General features: G+C 70.4%; 13 protein-coding genes. 6 read left to right on the top strand and 7 right to left on the bottom strand.

What is annotated here, in order from left to right; genetic code table 11:
• The first annotated feature begins 12 nt into the window (after positions 1 to 12).
• From ABZ406_RS08915 to ABZ406_RS08905, 3 genes are read left to right on the top strand one after another with little or no spacing between them, the layout of a single operon-like run.
• A complete protein-coding gene (locus ABZ406_RS08915; protein WP_357757610.1) occupies positions 13 to 1,389 on the top strand; it encodes a condensation domain-containing protein in 1,377 nt (458 codons plus the stop codon).
• A gap of 2 nt (positions 1,390 to 1,391) precedes the next feature.
• Entirely contained in the window at positions 1,392 to 2,789 is a 1,398-nt protein-coding gene (locus ABZ406_RS08910; protein WP_357757607.1) for an FAD-binding monooxygenase, read from the top strand.
• A 4-nt stretch (positions 2,790 to 2,793) separates the two neighbouring features.
• On the top strand, positions 2,794 to 3,954 hold the full coding sequence (locus ABZ406_RS08905) for an epoxide hydrolase family protein (protein ID WP_357757604.1): 1,161 nt from the start codon (positions 2,794 to 2,796) through the stop codon (positions 3,952 to 3,954).
• A 62-nt stretch (positions 3,955 to 4,016) separates the two neighbouring features.
• On the opposite strand, the gene ABZ406_RS08900 is transcribed toward ABZ406_RS08905, so the two are convergent.
• From ABZ406_RS08900 to ABZ406_RS08870, 7 genes are all read right to left on the bottom strand, one after another.
• Positions 4,017 to 4,373 carry a YciI family protein gene (locus ABZ406_RS08900; RefSeq protein WP_357758174.1) on the bottom strand — a complete coding sequence of 119 codons (357 nt, stop codon included), beginning with the start codon at positions 4,371 to 4,373 and terminating at the stop codon, positions 4,017 to 4,019.
• Positions 4,374 to 4,513: 140 nt separating this feature from the next.
• Positions 4,514 to 5,629, bottom strand: coding sequence for a serine hydrolase domain-containing protein (locus ABZ406_RS08895; RefSeq protein ID WP_357757601.1), 1,116 nt, complete (start codon positions 5,627 to 5,629; stop codon positions 4,514 to 4,516).
• Positions 5,630 to 5,804: 175 nt separating this feature from the next.
• Positions 5,805 to 7,511 carry an AMP-binding protein gene (locus ABZ406_RS08890; protein ID WP_357757598.1) on the bottom strand — a complete coding sequence of 569 codons (1,707 nt, stop codon included), beginning with the start codon at positions 7,509 to 7,511 and terminating at the stop codon, positions 5,805 to 5,807.
• Positions 7,512 to 7,526: 15 nt separating this feature from the next.
• Positions 7,527 to 8,507 carry a methyltransferase gene (locus ABZ406_RS08885; protein ID WP_357757595.1) on the bottom strand — a complete coding sequence of 327 codons (981 nt, stop codon included), beginning with the start codon at positions 8,505 to 8,507 and terminating at the stop codon, positions 7,527 to 7,529.
• A 54-nt stretch (positions 8,508 to 8,561) separates the two neighbouring features.
• Positions 8,562 to 12,380, bottom strand: a complete 3,819-nt coding sequence (locus ABZ406_RS08880; protein WP_357758172.1) for an acyltransferase domain-containing protein — start codon at positions 12,378 to 12,380, stop codon at positions 8,562 to 8,564.
• Positions 12,381 to 12,540: 160 nt separating this feature from the next.
• Complete coding sequence (locus tag ABZ406_RS08875; protein WP_357757592.1) at positions 12,541 to 14,415, bottom strand: hypothetical protein; 1,875 nt, start codon at positions 14,413 to 14,415, stop codon at positions 12,541 to 12,543.
• Complete coding sequence (locus tag ABZ406_RS08870) at positions 14,412 to 15,785, bottom strand: acyltransferase (protein ID WP_357757589.1); 1,374 nt, start codon at positions 15,783 to 15,785, stop codon at positions 14,412 to 14,414. Before ABZ406_RS08870 ends, ABZ406_RS08875 begins: the two co-directional genes overlap by 4 nt.
• Positions 15,786 to 16,181: 396 nt before the next feature.
• Between ABZ406_RS08870 and ABZ406_RS08865 the strand changes: the two genes are divergently transcribed.
• From ABZ406_RS08865 to ABZ406_RS08855, 3 genes are read left to right on the top strand one after another with little or no spacing between them, the layout of a single operon-like run.
• On the top strand, positions 16,182 to 17,744 hold the full coding sequence (locus ABZ406_RS08865; protein ID WP_357757586.1) for a class I SAM-dependent methyltransferase: 1,563 nt from the start codon (positions 16,182 to 16,184) through the stop codon (positions 17,742 to 17,744).
• A 34-nt stretch (positions 17,745 to 17,778) separates the two neighbouring features.
• Positions 17,779 to 18,609 (top strand): methyltransferase domain-containing protein, encoded by an 831-nt coding sequence (locus tag ABZ406_RS08860; protein ID WP_357757583.1) that lies wholly within the window; start codon positions 17,779 to 17,781, stop codon positions 18,607 to 18,609.
• A gap of 35 nt (positions 18,610 to 18,644) precedes the next feature.
• Positions 18,645 to 19,850 carry an acyl-CoA dehydrogenase family protein gene (locus tag ABZ406_RS08855; RefSeq protein WP_357757579.1) on the top strand — a complete coding sequence of 402 codons (1,206 nt, stop codon included), beginning with the start codon at positions 18,645 to 18,647 and terminating at the stop codon, positions 19,848 to 19,850.
• The last annotated feature ends 25 nt before the right edge of the window (positions 19,851 to 19,875 follow it).

Raw genomic sequence — 19,875 nt, 5'->3', positions numbered from 1 at the left:
CGAGGAGCGCTCATGACCATCTCGCAGCAACCAGCCCCGGCGACAGCGGATCTCCCGCTCTCGCTGCAGCAGGAGTTTCTCCTGCTGTTCGACACGGGCGAGACCACCGGTCCGTTCGGGCCGCACTACCTGATCGCCGACGGTTGGCGGGTGCACGGCCGGGTCGACGTGGACACCCTCGAACTGGCGCTGGCCGACGTGATCGGGCAGCACGAGGCTCTCCGGACGTCTGTCCTTCGCGACGGCGAACACGGGCAGCGGGTGTTGTCGGTGACCTCGCCGAAGGTGGACGTCCGCGACCTGCCGGGGGTGGACCCCGCCGACCGCGAGCACCGCGCCGAGGAGCTGATCAACGAGATCGAGGCCGGCACGCTCGACGTGCACGACCTGCCCCTGCTGCGGGCCACGCTGGGGCGCTTCGACGAGACGGACTCGGTGCTGATCCTCACCACGCACCACTCGGCGGCCGACGCCTGGTCGATGCAGATCATCCTGCGCGACCTGGCTCGCTCGTACGCCCAGCGTGCCGCCGGGGAGACGCCCGGCGTGGGCACTGCCCCGCAGTACCGCGAGTACATCGCCGCCCAGCACGAGGAGGCGGACAGCCCGCCGCTGGCCGCGGCCCGTGACTACTGGCGGGACAAGCTGGCCGGAGGGCGGATCATGGTGACCGCGGCCGACCGGGAGTTGGCGGCGGACACCGTACCGACCACCACCTGGCACCGCTTCGTGACCGACGCCGAACTCCGCTCGGCGACCACGGCCCTGGCGGCCGACACGCACACCTCACCGTTCATGGTGCTGCTGTCCGCCTTCTACGTGCTGGCGAGCCGGTGGACCGGCAGCACCGACCTGACGGTGCCGACGTTCACTCCCGGACGCGGGCACGGCCGGTTCCAGGAGACGGTCGGCTCGTTCTTCAACTTCGTTCCGCTGCGGACCGACCTGTCCGACGCCGCCACCTTCCGCGACGTGGTCACCCGGACCCGCGCCACCTGCCTCGGCGCGTACTCCCACGAGGTGCCGCTGCTGCACGTCCTGCAGGAGGCGCCCGAGCTGATGGCGTCGATCGGGCCCGGCGTCGTGCCCTGTCTCTTCCAGGTCATCCAGCCGCCGTTCGTGATGGAGCGCGAGCGGGTGGGCGACCTGGAGTACTCGGCGGTGTGGCGGCGGGTCATCTCCCAGCCGGTCGGTTCGGACATGCCCGACGGCATCCTCTGGTCGCTGCACCTCGGCCCGTCCGACGACATCGTCGGCGCGATCGGCTTCAGCGCCCACCTGTTCGACCAGAAGACGATCGACGACCTCGTCGACCGTTACCTTCACCTGCTGCGCGAGCTGCTGACCCGCCCGGACGCGGCGCTGACGACGATCGAGGGAGGGCGGTGACCATGGGCCGCAAGGTGGGCGATCGTGTGGTCGTGCTCGGCGCCAGCCTCGGGGCGCTGCTCGCGGCGAAGGAACTCGCCGAGTCGTTCGACGACGTGGTGCTCGTCGACCGCGACGAGGTGGTGGACAACCCGACGTACCGGCGGGGAGTCCCGCACGGTCGGCATGCGCACGGGCTGGTCGCGAAGGGCCAGCAGATCTTCGAACGGCAGTTCCCCGGCCTGATGGCCGACCTGGTCGACGCCGGCGTCCGGCCCGGTGACTTCAACGGCGACATCCAGTGGATCTTCGGTGGGCAGCGGCTCAAGCCGTCGACCTCCGGGCTCCTGTCGGTGCCCGCCACCCGACCCGTGCTCGAATACCACCTGCGCAAGCGGGTGCAGGCCATCCCCAACGTTCGGTTCCTGCAGAAGCGCGACGTCCTCGGGCTGGCGGTCACCGCGGACGGCGCGACCGTCACCGGCGCGCGGATCCAGGCGCAGACACCCGGAAGTACGCCCGAGGTGCTCGACGCCGACCTGGTCATCGACGCCACCGGCCGGGGCTCGCGCACGCCGGCCTGGTTGGCCGAGCTGGGGTACGCGCGGCCCACCGAGGACAAGGTGAAGATCGACCTCGCCTACACGACGCGGCACTACCAGGCGCCGTACGACCCGTTCGGCAGCGACCTGGCGATCATCCCGGCGGCCACTCCGGCGCAGCCGCGCGGCGCGTTCTTCTACCGACTGCCGGGCGACGACAACAAGCTGGAACTGTCGCTGACCGGCATTCTCGGCGACCACCCGCCCACCGATCCGGAGGGTTTCGGGGAGTTCGTCCGCTCGGTGCCGGTGCCCGAGATCGCCAAGGTGCTCGCCGACTGCGAGCCGCTCGACGACCCGGTGCAGTTCCGCTACCCGGCGAGTGTCCGACGCCGCTACGAGCACCTGACCCGGTTCCCGGAGCGGTTCCTGGTGCTCGGCGACGCGGTGTGCAGCTTCAACCCGATCTACGCCCAGGGCATGACCGTTGCCGCCGTGGAGTCGGTGGTGCTGGGCGAGCTCCTGCGCCAGGGCGCGGTCCCGCACTGGCGGGAGTTCTTCCGCAGAATCGCCGCCGAGATCGACTCACCGTGGGACTTCTCGGCCAGCGCCGACCTCGGTTACGCGGGAGTCCAGGGCCGTCGCACCGCGAAGGTCCGCACGATCAACGCGTACATCGCCCGGTACCAGAAGGCCGCCGTACACGACGCGGAACTGACGAACGGCTTCATCCGGGTGGCCGGCCTGATCGACCCGCCGACCAGCCTGCTCCGCCCCGACCGGATCGTCCGCGTGCTGCGCAAGGCCGGTCGGCCCGTACCGCCGCCGGCGCAGACCCTGGCGGTAGCCCCGGTCAGCCGGCCACAACCCGAGAGGTAGGACGATGCGCCCGTACCAGATCGACGTTCCACCGTCCGACATCGACGACCTGCGCCGACGGATCGCCGCGACCCGGTGGCCGGACGAGATCCCGGACGTGGGGTGGACCCGTGGCGTGCCGGTCGGCTACCTGCGGGAGCTGGCCGAGTACTGGCACTCCGGCTACGACTGGGCCGCCACCCAGCGTCGGCTCAACCAGATACCGCAGTTCGTCACCGAGATCGACGGCGCCCAGGTGCACTTCCTGCATGTCCGCTCGCAGGTGCCGGGGGCCACGCCACTGCTGCTCACCCACGGCTGGCCGAGCACCGGCTTCGAGTTCGTCGACATCATCGACGCGCTCGTCGACCCGGCCGCCCATGGTGGCGACGCGGCCGACGCGTTCCACGTCGTCGTCCCCACCATCCCGGGGTACGGCTTCTCCGGGCCGACGCGGCAGGCCGGCTGGGACACCGAGCGCGTCGGCCGGGCGTGGACCACGCTGATGGCGGACCTCGGCTACGACAGGTACGTGGCCCAGGGCGGTGACTGGGGCTCACCGATCTCGCTGCGCGTGGGTCTGGCCGACCCGGAGCACGTCCGCGGGGTGCACCTCAACATGTGCGTGACGTTCCCGCCGCCGGACTTCAACGAGTTCGGCGAACTCAGCCCCGCCGACCAGGCGAAACTGGGCTTCGCGTTGGATTTCCAGCAGGACGGCATGGGCTGGCAGAAGATCCAGTCGACGCGACCGCAGACGCTGTCCTACGGGCTCACCGACTCCCCGGTCGGGCAGCTCGCCTGGATCGTGGAGAAGTTCAAGGAGTGGTCCGCCGCCGACAAGGCGCCGGAGGACGCGATCAGCCGCGAGCACATCCTCACCACTGTCACGATCTTCTGGTTGACGGCGACGGCGGGGTCGAGTGCGCAGCTCTACTTCGAGTCGACGCACCGCGACGCCGACTTCGCGCGGACCTGGGGTGGCCCGTGGCCGCTGGCCATGCCGGTCGGCGTGGCGGCGTTCCCGGAGGACGCGGTTCGGCCGGTACGGCGCTTCGCGGAGGGCATCCTGCCGACGCTCGCGCACTGGTCGGAGTTTGACCGGGGCGGTCACTTCCCCGCCCTTGAGCAGCCGGCTCTCCTGGTCACCGACCTGCGGACGTTCGTCCGCGGGCTGCCGGACTGACCAGCGGCGCCGGCGAGGGCGCGGGCCGGGCCACAGCGGGGTGGCCCGGCCCGCAGCCCACCTCACATCTCGGTTCCGCCGATGTCCATGATGGGCCGAACCTCCATGGCGCCGCCCTCGCTGGCGTCCGGCCACCGGGCCGCGATGTCGATCGCGCGCTGCTCGCTGTCGGTCTCGACGATCAGGTAGCCGGCCAGGTGCTCCTTGGCCTCGACGAACGGGCCGTCGGTGGTCACCGGCACGCCGCCGGTGACGCGGACGACCTTCGACTGGGACACGTCGGCCAGGACCTCGCCGCCGATCAGCTCACCGGACTCGGACAGCTCCTTGGTGATGGCGTCGATCTCGGCGTAGACCTTTGTGGTCTCGGCTTCGGACCGTCCCGTGACAGTTGCGGGGTTCGCGTGGATCAACAGCATGTACTTCACGGAAGAACTCCTTCGAAGAGGCTGTGCCGGATCGGCACCCTTCACAGTGCAGTCGGAGCCGCGCCGCCAAATGTGTCATCGATCGACGGGCTTTTCCAGTTGTCCCGCGAGTGGGCCGGTGTCCGGAGGGCTCAGACGAACGCCTCGTCGGCCAGTTCGGTGACCCGCTGCACGATGTTCATCTCGATCGGGTTGAACCGGTTCTTGGTCACCGCGACGGTGACGCCGGTCGCCCGGTCGGCGAACGCGGCGCTGCCGCCGATGCCCACCATGCCGAAGACCGTCGGGCGGTCCGACGGGTCGGAGGTGCCCGGCCAGCCCAGGCAGTAGCCGAGAGCCCAGGTCGAGGTGCCGCCGGTCATCTCGTCGTCGAGGCCGGCGGTGGCCAGCGTGGTGGCCTCGGCCAACCGCTCCGGGGAGATCAGCCGTACGCCGTCCACCGCACCGGTGAGCGCGGCGTACATCGTCGCGATCGCCCGGGCGCTCATCGTGCCGGCGAACGGCATGTCCGAGGTCAGCACGTCCGCCCGGTTGCCGAAGTCGGCGTTCGGCACGATCGCCGGTGGAACGGCCTTGAACAGCGGAAACTCCGGTGGCATCGAGGCGAACGCCGCTTTGCCCGCCGGGTCGTCGGTCAGTCGGGCCACCCGGCCGAGGTGCTCCTGCGGCACCCCGAAGAACAACTCGTCGGCCATTCCGATCGGCCCGGCGACGCGTTCGGCGAGCACTGTCGAGATCGGCTTGCCGGTGGCCCGGCGGACGACCTCGCCGATCAGGTAGCCGAAGGTGGCCGCGTGGTAGCCGACCCGCTCGCCGGGCGCCCACCAGGGCTCCATGTCGGCGATGAGCTGGCACATGCCGTTCCAGTCGGTGAGTTGCTCGATGGTGGTGTCCGCGGGGACCGCCGGCACACCTGCCGAGTGTGTCAGGACGTGTCGGATCCGTACCTCGCCCTTGCCGTGCGCGGCGAACTCCGGCCAGAGGTCGGCGACCCGGGTGTCGTAGTCGAACACGCCGTCGTCCACGAGCGCGTGCGCCACCGTCGATGCGGCGGCCTTACCCGTCGACGCCGAGTAGAAGAGGGTGTCCGGCCGAACAGGTTGGCCGGAGGCCGTGTCCGCGAGCCCTGCCACCACGTTGACCACCAGGTCACCGTGGCGATAGACGGCGACCTGCACGCCGTCCTCGGCGCCGTCGTCCACCAGCCCGTCGACCAGCACCTGCACCTGCTTCTGAAGATCGCTCATCGTCTGTCTCCTACCCGGTCGTCATGGCACTCGTTGCGTGCCCCTCACCCTGTAGGTCGGAGCCACGACCGGCATTTTGCCATCAAAGCCACTTTCTACTCAGATCCGACGCTCCGGGCGGGTACGACAAAGGCCGGCCGTACGTGAGTACGGCCGGCCTTCGGGTGCTGCGGGGTCAGGGGCGCGGGCCACCCAGGCGACGCACGATGTCCTCGCGGAGCCACTGCTTGGAGATCTTGCCGATCGGGGTACGCGGCAGCGCGTCCACGAACTCGATCCGCTCCGGCCACTTGAAGCGGGCCAGGCCGAACTCCTCCAGGTAGTTCCGGATGTCGTCGAGCGTCGGCAGCGGCCCGTCCGGGCGGCACACCAGGTAGGCGCAGGCGCGCTCCCCCAGTCGCTCGTCCGGCATCGCCACCAACGCCGCGTCGACGACCAACTCGTGACCGAGCAGGATCCGCTCCACCTCCTCGGCGTTCACCTTCTCGCCGCCTCGGTTGATCAGGTCCTTGACCCGGCCCTCGATCGAGTAGGCGACCAGGCCGTCCAGGTCGTGCCCGCGGACCAGATCGCCGCTGCGGTAGAACCCGTCGGGCGTGAACGCCACGTCGGCGCCGACCGGCACGCCGAGATAGCCGGGCACCGTGTACGGACCCCGCGCGCACAGCTCACCGATCTCCCCCGGCGGCGTCGGCCGCAGCGTGCCGGGCTCCAGCACGACCACCTCGTCCAGCGGGCTGATCGGCACACCCACAGTGGTGGCGCGTAGCCGCGGTGACGCGTCGCGTGGCGTGAACAGGAACAACCCCTCGGTCATCCCGAACGCCTGGGTGACGTGCACCCCGCGCGCCTCGATCGCGTCGAACAGCTCCCGGGACACCTTCGCCGCGGTCAGCACACAACTGTGGACACTGGCGAACGCGCCGTCGAAGCGTGGATGCCGCAGGTATTCGATCATCAGGCCCGGCGGGCTCATGAACCAGGTGGCCCGCTCGTCGTCCATCAGGGCCAGCAGATCGTCGGCGACCGGTGTGGCGAGCAGCAGCGCGGCGCCCACCGAGTGCGCGGCGTGCACCGCGTTCGTGGCGCCGGCGTTGTGCACCAGTGGCAGACCGAACCCGAGCCGGTCCTGCGGGGTGAAACCCCACCAGCGGGCGGTCGCGACAGCGTTGTACCAGTACTCAGGGTGCAGCCGGGGGATCACCTTGGGCACGCCAGTGGTGCCACCGGAGAGCTGGAACACGGCGGGGGCGTCGAGGTCGGTGTTCGCGTCGATCTGCGCCAGCCGGGCCGCCTGCCCGTCGGACAGCGGGCGGTCGACGAGATCCTCGATCCGTTCCTGACCGGACGCGCCGGGGCGACCCCCGATGCTGGCCAACAGGCGGATGCTCGGCACCAACCGGCGGATCTCGTCGGCGAACGCCACCAGGTCGAAGCCGCGCAGATCGGCCTGCACCAGATGGGCCGAGGCGCGGGTCTGCCGGGCGATCTCCTCGATCTCGTGGCGTCGGTGGATCGCCAGCGTGCACACCGGGATCAGGCCGGCCTTGAGCAGGCCGTACCAGGTGGCCACCGCGAGAGCGCTGTTGGTGATCTGCAGGATCACCGACTCACCCGGATGCAACCCGGCGTCCAGCAGACCGGCGGCTATCGCGTCGGAGTGCCGGTCGAGGTCCGCGTACGTCCACCGCACGCCCGGCGTGACGACGGCGACGCGGTCCGGGTGGGCGCGGACGGTCTCCCGCAGCTCGCCCGGGATCGTGCGGGGCTGCCACAGCCCTTCGGCGCGATACCTGTCCGCGGCGTCGGCCGGGTACGGCACGGTGTCCCACCGCTGACGCACGTCGGACGGTGGCAGTCTGTTGTCCTGCTCGGTGGTCATGGGTTCTCCTGAGCGCTACACGGGGACGGCGACGAGCAGACCGGTCGAGGCCGAGACCTCGCGTGTTTCGGCGAGCCGGAATCCGGCGCTGTCGAACACCGCCGCGAACTCGCGCTCGGTGCGCTCACGCCCCGGGTGCAGCGCGAGCATGATGATGTCGCGCAGCTTGCCGTCGTGCGGCTGGTCGTCCTCCGGGATGACGGCGTCGACGACGAACAGGCGGCCGTCCGGGTCGATCACCCGGCGCACGTTCGTCAGGACGGTGACGACCTGCTCGTCGGTCCAGTCGTGCAGGATCATCGACAGGAGGTACGCGTCGGCGCCGCCGGGCACCGCGGTGAAGAAGTCCCCACCTTCGACCGTCACCCGGTCGGCGACACCGGCCGCGTCGAGAGCCGCGTGGGCGTGCGCGACGACCGCCGGCCGGTCCAGGAGCACAGCGGTGAGCGTCGGGTACGACCTCAGCAGCGTGGCCACCAGACTGCCGGTGCCGCCGCCGACGTCACAGACCCGGCGGACACCGGAGAAGTCGTACGCGGCGACCGCCTGGGCGTGGAGCTGACGGGACAGATCACCCATCGCGTCGCGGAAGACCGCCGCCTGCTCGGGTCGTCGTTCGAGGTGGGCCCACCAGGACCGGTCGTAGATCTGTTCGAACGGTGGTCGTTCGTCGCGCAGGCCGAGCGTGAGGGCCGTGAGGGCTGCCTGACGCTCGGGCAGCCCCCACAACCGGGCCCACGCGTCGAGCGACCCCGGTGCGTCGGTGCGGAGTGTGTCGAGCAGCGGCGTCGGACCGTAGACCCCCGACGCCGGTTGGGCGACCACCCCGACGCCGGCAAGCGCCCGCAGAATCCGGTTCAGGGCGTCCGGACGGGCGTCGACCTTCGCGGCCAACGCCTCTACCGGTTGGGGCCCGTCGGCGAGCTGGTCGGCGATACCCAGCTCGGCGACGGCGACCACCATCTGCGTGATCAGCGGCGCATGCAGGATCGCCATCATCCTGGTGTGCGGATCAGGCTCGGGCACGGTGGTCGTTCCCCTCTGTGACTGCTACTTGACGTCGGCTGTCAGTTCGTCGGTCAGGTACTCGGCGACCGCCGCCACCGTCGGTCGGTTCCACAGCAGCGTCGACGGGACCGGCGTGCGGAACCGCCGCTCCAACCGCAGCTGGATGGCCACTGTCATCAGCGAGTCCGCGCCCAGCTCCGCCAGCGGCCGGTGCACGTCGAGGTCCTCCAACGGGATGCGTACCTCACCGGCGGCCACCTCGCGGACCGCGGCGAGTACGAAGTCCCGCAACTCCGGACCGGACAGCGTCTGCCAGGCCTGTTCCTCGGCGGTCTGCTCCTCCTCGGGACCGAGGTCGATGAGCACCTCCTTGCGCACCGCCCCGAACCGGACGCCGGTGAACCGGGCGGCGAGGTCCCCGTCCAGGGTCCGCACCTCGACGTCGACCTCCACCTCGTCGTCGGAGCCGGCGATCAGCCGTACCGCGATCAACGCCTTCGGTGGTGGCGGCAACACGAGCGTGGCCTCGGTCAGCCAGCCCGGCATCCGCAACAGCGGGTCGCCGGGAAAGATGACCGGCGCCACCGAGAGCGCGGCGTCGGTGAGCGAGGCCCAGGTCCGCTCCGACTGACCACCGGTGGGGTCCGCGACGACTGTCGCGAGCATCCCGGACGAGTGTCGGCGTACGGCCTCGACCTCCCACGGCCAGCCGATACCGACCACGCCGATCGCGGCGAGCCGGTCCCAGACACAGGAGGGGTCGAGCGTCTCCGGGTGCGCGGCGCGCAGCGTCTCCGGGTCGACCCGCTCGGCCGTTGGCGCCGCGTCGACGATCTCGGCACTGGCGTGGGTGAGCCAGGACTTGTCGTCCTGCTGGGTGGTGAGCCGAGAGCTGAGCCGTACGGTGCCGTCCTGGCGGACGACCTGGATCTCGTGGGGCACCAGCACGCCGATCGGCACCCGCAACGCGACGTCACGCAGCGGCGCGTTCTCGGCCGCCTGGAACAGCGTGTTGAGGGTGGCCGCAGCGGGGATCACCTCGGTGCCCAGCACCGCGTGCCCGCCGGGGTACGGCCGGTTCGTGTCGTCGAGGAACGTCCGCCACATCAGCACGGGCGTGGTGCCCTGCACTGCGGTACGTGCCCCGAGCAGGGTGTGGGTCTCGACGTCGTGTTCGAGGTTGGCAGCCGCCGGCCGGGCGCTGTCGATCCAGTACCGACGGTGCTGCCACACGTTGGTCGGGGCGTCGACGAGGTCACCGCCGGGTTGCAGGATCGCCCAGTCGACCGGCACGCCCGCGCAGTGCAGGGCGCCGAGGTTCTCCAGCAGGGTCGGCCGTTGCGGGCGTTCCCGGCGCAGACTGTGCGCGATGACCCCGTCCTCGACGCCGACCACGGCGAGGATGTCGATGACGGAGTGCTGCACGATCGGGTGGGCGGAGATCTCCAGGAAGACCCGGTGCCCGTCGTCGATCGCGGCGCGGATGGCGTGCTCGAAGCGCACCGGGTTGCGCAGGTTCGTCACCCAGTAGTCGGCGGACCGGTCCGCCGTGGAGCGCGCGTCGGTCAGGGCGGTGGTGTACACCGGCACGGTGGCCGGCCGGCTGACCAGGTCGGCGAGGTCGGCTCGCAGCTCGTCGACCAACCCGTCCATCTGCGGGCTGTGGAAGGCGACGTCGGAGTTGACCCGCCGCACCACCAGGTTCTCGGTCCGCCAACGGTCGGCGATCTCGTCGACGTGTTCGGACGGCCCACTGATCACCGTCGACGTGGGGGACGCCGCGACCGCCGCCGCGACCTCGGGGACGTCGGCCAGCCGGGCCGTGACCTCGTCGAACGGCAGGTTGACCATCGCCATGCCGCCCTGACCGGCGACCCGGCGCAGCAACCGGGACCGGCGACAGACCAGGTGCGCCGCCTGCTGCAGGTCGAGCATGCCGGCCGCGACCGCGGCCGCGATCTCGCCGATCGAATGCCCGACGATCGCCGCCGGACGCAGGCCGTAGCCCTCCCAGATCCGGGTGAGCCCCACCTGGATCGCGAACGTCATCGCCTGCACCCGGTCGACCTCGGTGAAGTCGTCCTCCAGCAGTGCCACCAGGGGATCGAAGCCCAACTCGGCGCGGAACACCGGCCCCAGTTCCGCCATCGTCTCGGCCATCGCAGGCTCACTGTCGAGCAGTTCCCGACCCATCCCTACCCACTGCGCCCCGTGCCCGGAGAACACCCAGACCGCGTCGGCGGCTACGCCCCGCGCGACAGTACCGGTGGCCACGCCCGCAGCGGCGGTGCCGGTGGCGAGCTTGCGGAGTCGGCTGACGAGTTCGGCGCGGTCCGCGGCGACGACAGCGGCGCGGGCGTTGAGCGGCTGCCGGCGGTGGGCGAGCGTGTGACCGATGTCGGTGAGGTCCGCGTCCGAACGCTCCACCCAGTCGGCCAGCGCGCCCGCGTTCGCGGCGACGCCGGCGAGGGTCGCGTTGGAGAGCGGATAGACCCGCTCGCTCTCGTCGACACTCGTCGGAGGGCTCGTCGGCGCATCGACGATCGGCTCCTGCGGGGCCTCCTCGATGATGACGTGGGCGATGGTGCCGCCGTAGCCGTAGTTGCCGGTGCCAGACCGCCGGGGCCCCGGAGTGTCCGGCCACGGCGTCAGCTCGTCGACCACCGACAGGCCGGAGGTCTCCCAGGGAATCTCGGTGTTCGGCACGGTGGCGGACAGCGTGGCCGGGATCGCGCCGTGCTGCATCGACAGGACCATCTTGATCAGACCGGCGACACCGGAGGCGGCCTCCAGGTGCCCGATGTTGGTCTTGACCGAGCCGACCAGCAGCGGGGCCTGCGGTGAACGGTCCGCGCCGGCGACGGTGGACAGGGCGCCGATCTCCACGAGATCACCCAGACCGGTGCCCGTGCCGTGCGCCTCCACGTAGTCGAGTGAGGCGGGCGACACACCGGCGGCCCGGCAGGCCCGCCGCACCAACTCCTCCTGCGCCTCCTGACTGGGCGCCATGATGCCGTTCGTGCGCCCGTCCTGGCAGACCGCGCTGCCCCGGATCACCGCGTGGATCCGGTCCCCGTCGCGTCGCGCCTGCGACAGCCGCTTCAAAGCGAGGACCCCGCAGCCCTCGCCCCGGCCGTAGCCGTCGGCGGACGCGTCGAACGCCTTGGACCGGCCGTCCGGCGCGAGCGCACCGGCAGCCTCCAGGACCAGCAGGTACGCCGGACTGGCCACCAACATCACACCACCGGCCAACGCCAGGTCCGTCTCACCGAGCCGCAGCGCCTGGCAGGCCTGGTGAATCGCGACGAGGGATGCGGAGCAGGCAGTGTCGACGGCGACGCTCGGGCCGCGCAGGTCCAGCACGTACGACAGCCGGTTCGCCACACCGCACATGGACGAGCCGATGCCCATCCACGCCTCCAGCCGGGGGAGGTCCTCCAGCATGCGGCGGCCGTAGTCGTCGGTGCAGACACCCATGAACACGGCGGTGTCGCTGCCGGCGAGCGAGTGCGGCAGGATGCCGGCGTGCTCGAGCGCCTCCCAGGCCACCTCCAGGGTGATGCGCTGCTGGGGGTCGATCAGCTCGGACTCGCGCGGGGACACCCCGAAGAACTCGGCGTCGAAGCCCGCCACGTCGTCGAGGTAGCTGCCGTACTTCAGCGCCCGCCGGGTCGCGGCGGCGTGCGCCGGACTGATCGCCGCGTAACCCGCCCACCGTTCCTGCGGCGCCTCGCGCAACGCATTGCGCTCGGCGACGAGGAAATCCCAGTACGTCTGCGGAGAGTTGATGCCGCCGGGAAAACGCAGACCCATCCCGACGATCGCTATCGGCTCATTGCGGTCGATGTCGAAGGAACTCATACCCACCACTCACCCCTTTCGGGTCCGACCGAATCGGGTGGTCCCGGGAATCGACCGGATGAGGAGATTCCCGGGACCGCACTTCATCGTCACAGCCGATGGGAGATGTGCCATCTTCGAGAGTGCGGGCTGCACTCCGAAGGTGCGGTCTTTCGGCCCTTTACTTCAGGAGGTACGCGTGGATAATCGTGAGTTCGGTCTTGTTGCCCAGGCTGTCGGTGGCGCTGGCCCGCAGTGACACGAATCCGGTCGTCGCCGGGTGCGTGACGGTCGCGGTGAAGCCGGTGGCGGTCTTCACCACCGGCGCCGACTGCCACGTCGCGCCATCGTCGTACGACGCGTCGAGGGTGACACCGCCCCACTCGCCCAGGACAGCGCCCTGCTGCGCCTGCAGGTACAGCGGGATCTTGAATCGTTGGCCGGCAGCCGCCCGGTTCTGCTGATCGAGCGCGGGTGCGAAGCGCAGGGCCGCCATCGGTAGCGCCGCCTCGTTGGCCGGGCCGCCCGCCACGTGCCCGGACCGGAACGTCCAGGCGCCCCGCACCTCGGTCGAGAACGGTGACGTGTCGCGGGTGGACCGGGTCTCCAGGCGGTAGGTGGCGGTCGCCGGTGGCACCGTGAAGATCCCGAACTCGGAGTCCTGGGAAATCAGCGGCTGCCCGTTACGGAACATCCGCATTTCCTCGGCGAGGGTTCCGGAGAATCCGAAGTGGTCGGGATTCTGGTCGGAGAAGTGCGGAATCTCGAAGTTCATCTGGTCCCCGAAACGACCACACCACACCACGGGCAGCACCGGGCTGGTGGCGAAGGCCGGCCCGAAGGGCCCGAGATTCCACTTCTCGGTGCGGGTGCTGCCGGCGATGCCGGCCGGTCGGGGCAGGTCGGCTATCTGCCAGTTGAGGTTGTTGTCCGCATCCAGTTCGTACACGTCCTCGAAGAACGCCGCACCGGGTGAGGTGAATTCGGTGACCGTCGCCGGTGGCTGCACGTACGCCGAATAGAGCTTGCGGTCGACGGCGCCGGGCACCTGCGCGGCGATGACGTTGCGCACCTTGGCCAGCTCGGCGTCGCGGAACACCCGGTGCAGGTCCGCCGGTACCGTGCCGTCCTCGCTCCACTGCAGGTGGTACTGGTACGGCGAGCCGAGGAAGCCGCCGTTGCCGTCCGGTTTGCCGAGGTGCGCGGCGACCGTGACGGTGAACTGACCCGGGGCGGCCGTCCGTGACGGGCGGACGCGAATCTCCTCCTGCGGGCCGTGCACGGTGGAGCCGACCGACGCGACGCCGGTCCTGCGGTTGGGCATCACGTCGATGATGCCGGTGGCGCCGCGCCGGTCCAGGCCGAACGTGAGGGGTTTCGCGTCGCGGGCGTCGAAGGTCAACGCCAGGTCTCCGGTCGCCGCGATGTCCGGCTCCACGAAGAAGTCGAACGGCACCACGTCGGTGGTGCTGGCACCGCTGACGCCCGCCTCCAGGTAGTAGTGGCCGGCGGGAACGGTCACCGTGGTGGTGCCGGACTCGTGGTAGCCGCTGTATTCCTGCTGCGACACGGTGTCGAAGAGGCTGACGAAGTAGTCGGCCGTCGGGATGCCCCGCCGGTCCAGGAAGGTGAGCGTGAGCGTGACGCCGTCGGTGGCGACCGCCTGGCGCTGCACGGCCCGGCGCGGCAGGTCGGCGGCGCGGGCGTCGGTGACACCCGACCGGGCCAGCGCCGACACGGCGAAGAGCCGCTGGTCGAGCCGCCCCGACGCGACCCGCGCGAGTTGGTCGGCGGGTACGACGTACAACTCGCCGTCCTGCCGGTACTGCCGGAACGGGGTGCCCACTCGGCCGGGCGCCGGGGTGATGGCGACGACGCGGTCCCGGTCGAGGGCCACCTTGTCGCCGGTGACAAGCGTGACGGTGCCGGTGCGCACGGGCGACGGCGCCGGGGCGGACCGGGCGGGCGCTGCCTGCCCCGGTCCCGGTACGCCGAGGGCCAGGACGGTGCACAGGGCGACACTGCCCGCACCGAGCCGTGAAATCAGCCGGTTCATCGTTCGGTGCTCCTTCGCGTCGCGCTGGCGTCCTGCGGCTCGGCCCGGTCGGCGGGGCGTGCGTCGCTGGCGGGCTCCGTGGCGTACCCGAGTTCCAGTGCGGAGGTGGGCGCGTTGAAGACGTGCCGCAGGCGCAGGGCCGGACGCTCGACCACGTAGTAGCTGACGAGCGTGAAGAGCGCCGTGCCGACGATCACGTAGAGGACGAAGCCGACCAGTTCACCGAAGGGCAGCGTGGGTCGGGCGTCGTTGAGCCCGAGCGGTTGGTTGCCGAAGATCGTCCCGTACTGGAAGTAGTAGTACATGACCGGGACGTTCCAGAGGTAGACGCCGTACGAGAGGCGGCCGATGTAGCGGATCGGCGGGTTGGTGAGCACCGCGTCCATGAACCGCGAACGCACCTCGGGCACTGTCAGCGGCACGACCGCGAGGAGGCCGAACGCGAAGAACAGGACGTACTCCACCAGGTGCTGGGCCATCGCGGGCCAGGTGCCGACCACTACCTGCGGGGCGAACGGCTTGGGGATGTAGAGCAGCAGCGCCCCGAGGGCGCCGAGCCACCAGAGCAGCGGGTGCTTGGCGACCGCCCGGTGCAGGGCCGGCACGACGCCTGTCACGTCCCGGTACGCGGAGAGCGTAGCGAGTGCCATGCCGGCGGCGAAGAACCCGGCGTAGCCCAGCGGCCAGAAGACGAAGTAGTAGGTGTGCTCGGCCTGCGACGGCAGGTAGCAGAAGATCGTCCAGGCGGTGCCGATCACGGTCATCAGCACGAACGGCACGATGATGCGGCGGGCCCGCGCGGCCGGGTCGGCGCCCCGGCGGGCGCTTCGGTTGATCAGCCAGGCCAGGATCGGCAGGGCCAGGTAGTAGGACATCTCGACCGGCACTGTCCAGGTGTGCTCCATGCCCGGCCACCACTGTGCCATGTCCGGCGTGAACCAGTAGTGCAGCAGGATGAACGGCTTGATGACCTCCCACGCGCCGTCGACAGCGGAGAGGTTGAGGGTGAACATGACCACGAGCGTGAGCACGTAGAAGGCGGGCAGCAGGCGCAGTGCCCGGCCCACGATGAACGGGCCGGTGGCGGGGCGTGGTGTGCCCGCGATGATGGCCCGCGCGAACGGCCGGTAGAGCAGCAGACCGGACAGGACGAAGAACGGCGGAAGGAAGATCCGGAACGCCGGCACGAGGCTGCCCAGGATGGGAACACCGTCGTGGCCGGGCAGCTCACTGATGCCGGACTGGTAACCGATGTGGTAGATCACCACGAAGATCGCGCAGACGCCGCGGAGGCCGTCGTATCGCGCGTACCGCCGCTTGTGGTTTGTGCCGATTTCGGCGTCGGAGTGCGTCGCCTCGGTCGCTGTCATTACACGCTCCCCTCACGATTGCCTGACAAACGCCCTACGTGTTGCGTGGGCCATCCGCGGCGCAGCCGAAGATCGCCCACCGGCCCGCCCCCCCTTGCCGGACGGTGGGTGGAGATGATCGAACGCCTCCACGCTCGGGCGTCGCCGGGCATGAGGTCGTGAGTCGTTCGAGAGCGGAAGTTCAGGCAGTTATTTTTCAGGCGATCATTCGCGGCTGCATCTTCCAGATTGCTGGATTCCCAGCAACCTGTCCGAAGTGGACGACGAAATTCCGCTGGTCTTTACGCAGCGCAACGTCAGAGGTGATTGGCCCCCACGCAGGGTGGCAACCTGTCGGGCAGCCGGCGCGTACGCGCCTTGCCGCTGACCTGGACACCGCCGAGACGGGACGGGCACATGACCGAGACCGCGGAAATCACCTTCGACGAGCTGCTCGGCTCGTACCGAGACGCAGCCCCTGACCGGATCGACGACGCCTTCCACGACCTGGTCGACGCCCTCTGGGCCGACGGGACGGCCCGACCCACTGCGGTCTCGGCCGTACCGGAACTGATCGGCGCACTGGGCAGCGTCGACGCCGACCGACGGGGCTACCTGCTGGTGCTGCTCGGCCTGCTCGCCGAGGCTGAGCACCCGGTGACCGACGGGCCGGTGGCGACGGCGGTGCTTAAGGGCATCGACGGTTACCTCGACGCCGCCCGCGGCGCCAGCGAGCCCGACGCGCCGATCACCCTCGCGCTGGTCTACCTCCTGGCGCACTTCCCCACCGACCGGACGCGGATCCTCGACGCGACCCGGCACCTCGGGCTCGACGCGCCCGACCGGACTCGGCTGGAGCGGGCCCTCGACACACTCGACGAGGCCGACCCGAACATCGGGCGGGCCTGGCCGTCGCCGGCCGAGTGGAACATCAGCGAGGCGGAACGCGAGTTCGACAGGCGGTGGATCCGGGCCCTGAACCCCGCCCAGATCCGGACGACCTGGGACGGCGACACCCGCTCGGTGCTGGCCACCATGGGGGCCAAGGCACTGTGGGCGCAGGGCAACGGGAAGCCCGCCGCGGCCGTCGACCCGAGCCCGCACAACCTGGTCGTGGACACCAACCCCCGCGACCTCGACCCGGCCGCCTTCGAACGGCACCGGGAGGCGCTCAAGTGCCCGGCCTGCCGGGGGCCGTTGACCTTCGACACGACCGTCGCGCGGTGCGGGCAGTGCGACGCCGCCTACGGGATCACCCACGGCGTGCTCGACCTGTCCCAGCGGCTGCGCCCCGGCGCCGGCAAGAGCGACTCCAGCGACGACGCCGAGGCCGACGTGCTGCAGAACGCTGCGGTGCTCGCCGGCATCGGCTTCCACTACGAGCAGGGCATGCGCCCGAACTTCCTCCGCATCATGGGCCGCAACTGGTCCGGCGAGGTCGCCCCGACCGACGAGGACGAGTACATCGCCGCCCACCTCTGGCACCGGGGCGGCACCGTGCTCGACCTGGCCGCCGCCGCGGGCCGCTGGACCGCCATCGTCTGCGAGGCCGTCGGCACCGAGCGGGTCCTCGCACTGGACCTCAACGAGGCGATGCTCTACGACCTGCGCAGCAGGCTGCCCGAGGTGCCGGCCGTCCGCGGTGACGCCCTCGATCTGCCGTTCCCGGACGCCAGCCTCGACGCGGTCAACTTCTGGAACGCGTTGCAGGCGGTGCCCGACGCGGGTCGGGCGATCGCCGAGATCGGCCGCTGCCTGCGCCCCGGCGGCACCCTCACGCTCATGACGTTCCGCTGGGACGACTCGCCGGTCTATCGCTACTACCAGCGGTCGCACCACTTCCCGGCCCGCCCGGACGGGTTCGTGCTCTTCGAGATCGACGAGATCAAGCAGTGGCTCGACGACGCCGGCCTGAGCATCGTCGCCGAGTCGTACCCGGGCACGTTCGTCTTCGTCACCGCCGAACGCCGCCCGTCCTGACGGTCGGCGGCCCGACAAGGAAAGTGGGAGAGGGATGGAGAACACCACAACCGCGCCGATCGACATCGCGACGATGTACGACGAGTCGACGCCGATGTCCAACGCGTTCAACGACGGGCAGGTTCACCTCGCGTACTGGTACGACGCGGTGGACGAGGCATCCATGCGGGAGGCGTCCCAGCGGATCACCCGCCGGGTCGGCGACTCCCTCGGGCTGCGTGCCGGCCAACGGGTCCTCGACATCGGTTGCGGCCTGGGCACACCCGCGCTGGAGCTGGCGCAGGATCACGGCGTCACGGTAGTCGGGATCAACATCAGCACGGTGCAGGTCGAGGAGGCGACCAAGCGCGCCGCCGCGGCGAACCTCGGTGCCTCGGTCACCTTCGAGCACGGCGACTGGAACACGCTTGACTTCCCCGACGGGTCGTTCGACGCGATCGTCGCCATGGAGACCCTGTTGTACGCCACCGACCTGGACCGGGTGCTGCGCGGCCTGTACCGCGTCCTGCGGCCCGGTGGCCGGCTGGCGCTCACCGAGACCACCCGTGGGAGCAGCATGGGTGTCGAGGAGGCGGCCGAGTTCGCGGCGACGTTCAACGCGCAGTTTCTCAAGTCGACCGAGGAGTGGGTCGAGGCGTTGACGAGCGCCGGGTTCGAGTTCCACGAGTACCTGCAGTGCGGGCCGCGGGTGTTCGGCAAGGGGCCGAAGTACGTGGCCGAGGCGGAGAGCCAGCGCACCCACCTCACCGAGAAGTTCGGCGCCGAGGCGGTCGACGAGCTGGGCAAGGCGCTCGGTTACTACTTCGAGGCCGGGGCGGGCAAGGTCGGATACGCCGTCATCACCGTGGGAAGGCCACTCGAATGAGCAGTCCCGTGTCGACCGACCAGGGATTTCCCCCGGTGCCCGAGCCGGATCTCACGCCGGCGGACCTGATCGCCCGGGCCACGGCGATGGTCCCCGAACTCCTCGCGCGGCAGTCCGAGGTGGAGCGTCGGACGTTCTACGGCGAGGACGTCCACGAGATGTTCCGGGACGCGGGCTTCTACCGGATCACGGTGCCCCGCCGGTACGGCGGCTACGAGTTCGAGTTCGAGACGTTCCTGCGGGTGGTGATGATCCTGGCCCGGGGCTGCCCGTCGACGGCCTGGATGTTCTGCCTCGGCGCGGCCCACTCGCTGGTGACCGCGATGCTGTTCGAGGAGAAGGCGCAGGACGAGTTGTTCCGGGACGGTGACTTCATCGCACCGGCGGTGATCGCCCCCGGCGGGACCGCCACCCGCTCCCCCGACGGTGGCTGGATCATCGACGGAACGTGGAACTACTGCTCGGGGATCCCCTACGCCACCCACTTCATCGGCCACGCCATGGTCGCCGGCGGCGAGGGCGAACCACCCCATCCGCTGCTGTTCGTCGCGCCTCGGGGCACCTGGACCCGTCTCGACGACTGGGGTGGGCAACTGGGGCTCAAGGGCAGTGGCAGCCACAGCGTCCGCTTCGACCGGGCCGAGATCCCGGACCACTTCGGCCTGGAGCACACCCACCTGGGCGAGGTCTCGGTGACGTCCGGGACGAGTGGGAGCGCGCTACACGACCATCCGCAGTACGGCGGGGCACCGATGAGCTCGATGTGTCTGGAAGGCGCGACGCTCGGGGTCGGGATCGCGCAGGGCGCGCTCGAGGCGTACGGCGAGGTTCTCTCCACCCGCAAGACGTCGACGCCGCCGATCACCCTGCGCGTCGACGATCCGGACTACCAGCGGTGGTTCGGTCAGGCCACGGCCATGATCTCGGCGGCCGAGGCGATCACGTTGAGCGCGATCCGCCAGTGGCACGAGCTGACGACCCGCGAACCGGCCGCTTTCACCCTGGAGGAGGACCTGCGGATCGCGATGATCTGCCGCGAGGCCGCGGAACTGGCCTGGCGGGGCGTCGAGGCGGTCATCCAACCGACGGCGGGGACCAGTTCGGTCACCGGCGACGGGCGCCTGGAACGGGTCTGGCGGGACCTGTCCACCTGTCACAGCCACGCGGGCTTCGCGGTGCTCCTGACGACGGCCCTCCCCCGTGTCTACACCCAGGCGCACTTCGGGCGGCTCACCGCCTGAACGCGCCCACCGACGAACGACGAAT

The sequence above is a fragment of the Micromonospora sp. NPDC005710 genome, assembly GCF_040630995.1.
Taxonomy (GTDB): domain Bacteria; phylum Actinomycetota; class Actinomycetes; order Mycobacteriales; family Micromonosporaceae; genus Micromonospora.
This window is presented reverse-complemented; position numbering and strand designations above follow the sequence as displayed.

Excerpts from the sequence above, each read along its gene's own strand:
- ABZ406_RS08915 (WP_357757610.1), top strand. The coding sequence starts at position 13 with ATGACCATCTCGCAGCAACCAGCCCCGGCGACAGCGGATCTCCCGCTC.
- ABZ406_RS08910 (WP_357757607.1), top strand. The coding sequence starts at position 1,392 with ATGGGCCGCAAGGTGGGCGATCGTGTGGTCGTGCTCGGCGCCAGCCTC.
- ABZ406_RS08905 (WP_357757604.1), top strand. The coding sequence starts at position 2,794 with ATGCGCCCGTACCAGATCGACGTTCCACCGTCCGACATCGACGACCTG.
- ABZ406_RS08900 (WP_357758174.1), bottom strand. The coding sequence starts at position 4,373 with ATGCTGTTGATCCACGCGAACCCCGCAACTGTCACGGGACGGTCCGAA.
- ABZ406_RS08895 (WP_357757601.1), bottom strand. The coding sequence starts at position 5,629 with ATGAGCGATCTTCAGAAGCAGGTGCAGGTGCTGGTCGACGGGCTGGTG.
- ABZ406_RS08890 (WP_357757598.1), bottom strand. The coding sequence starts at position 7,511 with ATGACCACCGAGCAGGACAACAGACTGCCACCGTCCGACGTGCGTCAG.
- ABZ406_RS08885 (WP_357757595.1), bottom strand. The coding sequence starts at position 8,507 with ATGGCGATCCTGCATGCGCCGCTGATCACGCAGATGGTGGTCGCCGTC.
- ABZ406_RS08880 (WP_357758172.1), bottom strand. The coding sequence starts at position 12,380 with ATGAGTTCCTTCGACATCGACCGCAATGAGCCGATAGCGATCGTCGGG.
- ABZ406_RS08875 (WP_357757592.1), bottom strand. The coding sequence starts at position 14,415 with ATGAACCGGCTGATTTCACGGCTCGGTGCGGGCAGTGTCGCCCTGTGC.
- ABZ406_RS08870 (WP_357757589.1), bottom strand. The coding sequence starts at position 15,785 with ATGACAGCGACCGAGGCGACGCACTCCGACGCCGAAATCGGCACAAAC.
- ABZ406_RS08865 (WP_357757586.1), top strand. The coding sequence starts at position 16,182 with ATGACCGAGACCGCGGAAATCACCTTCGACGAGCTGCTCGGCTCGTAC.
- ABZ406_RS08860 (WP_357757583.1), top strand. The coding sequence starts at position 17,779 with ATGGAGAACACCACAACCGCGCCGATCGACATCGCGACGATGTACGAC.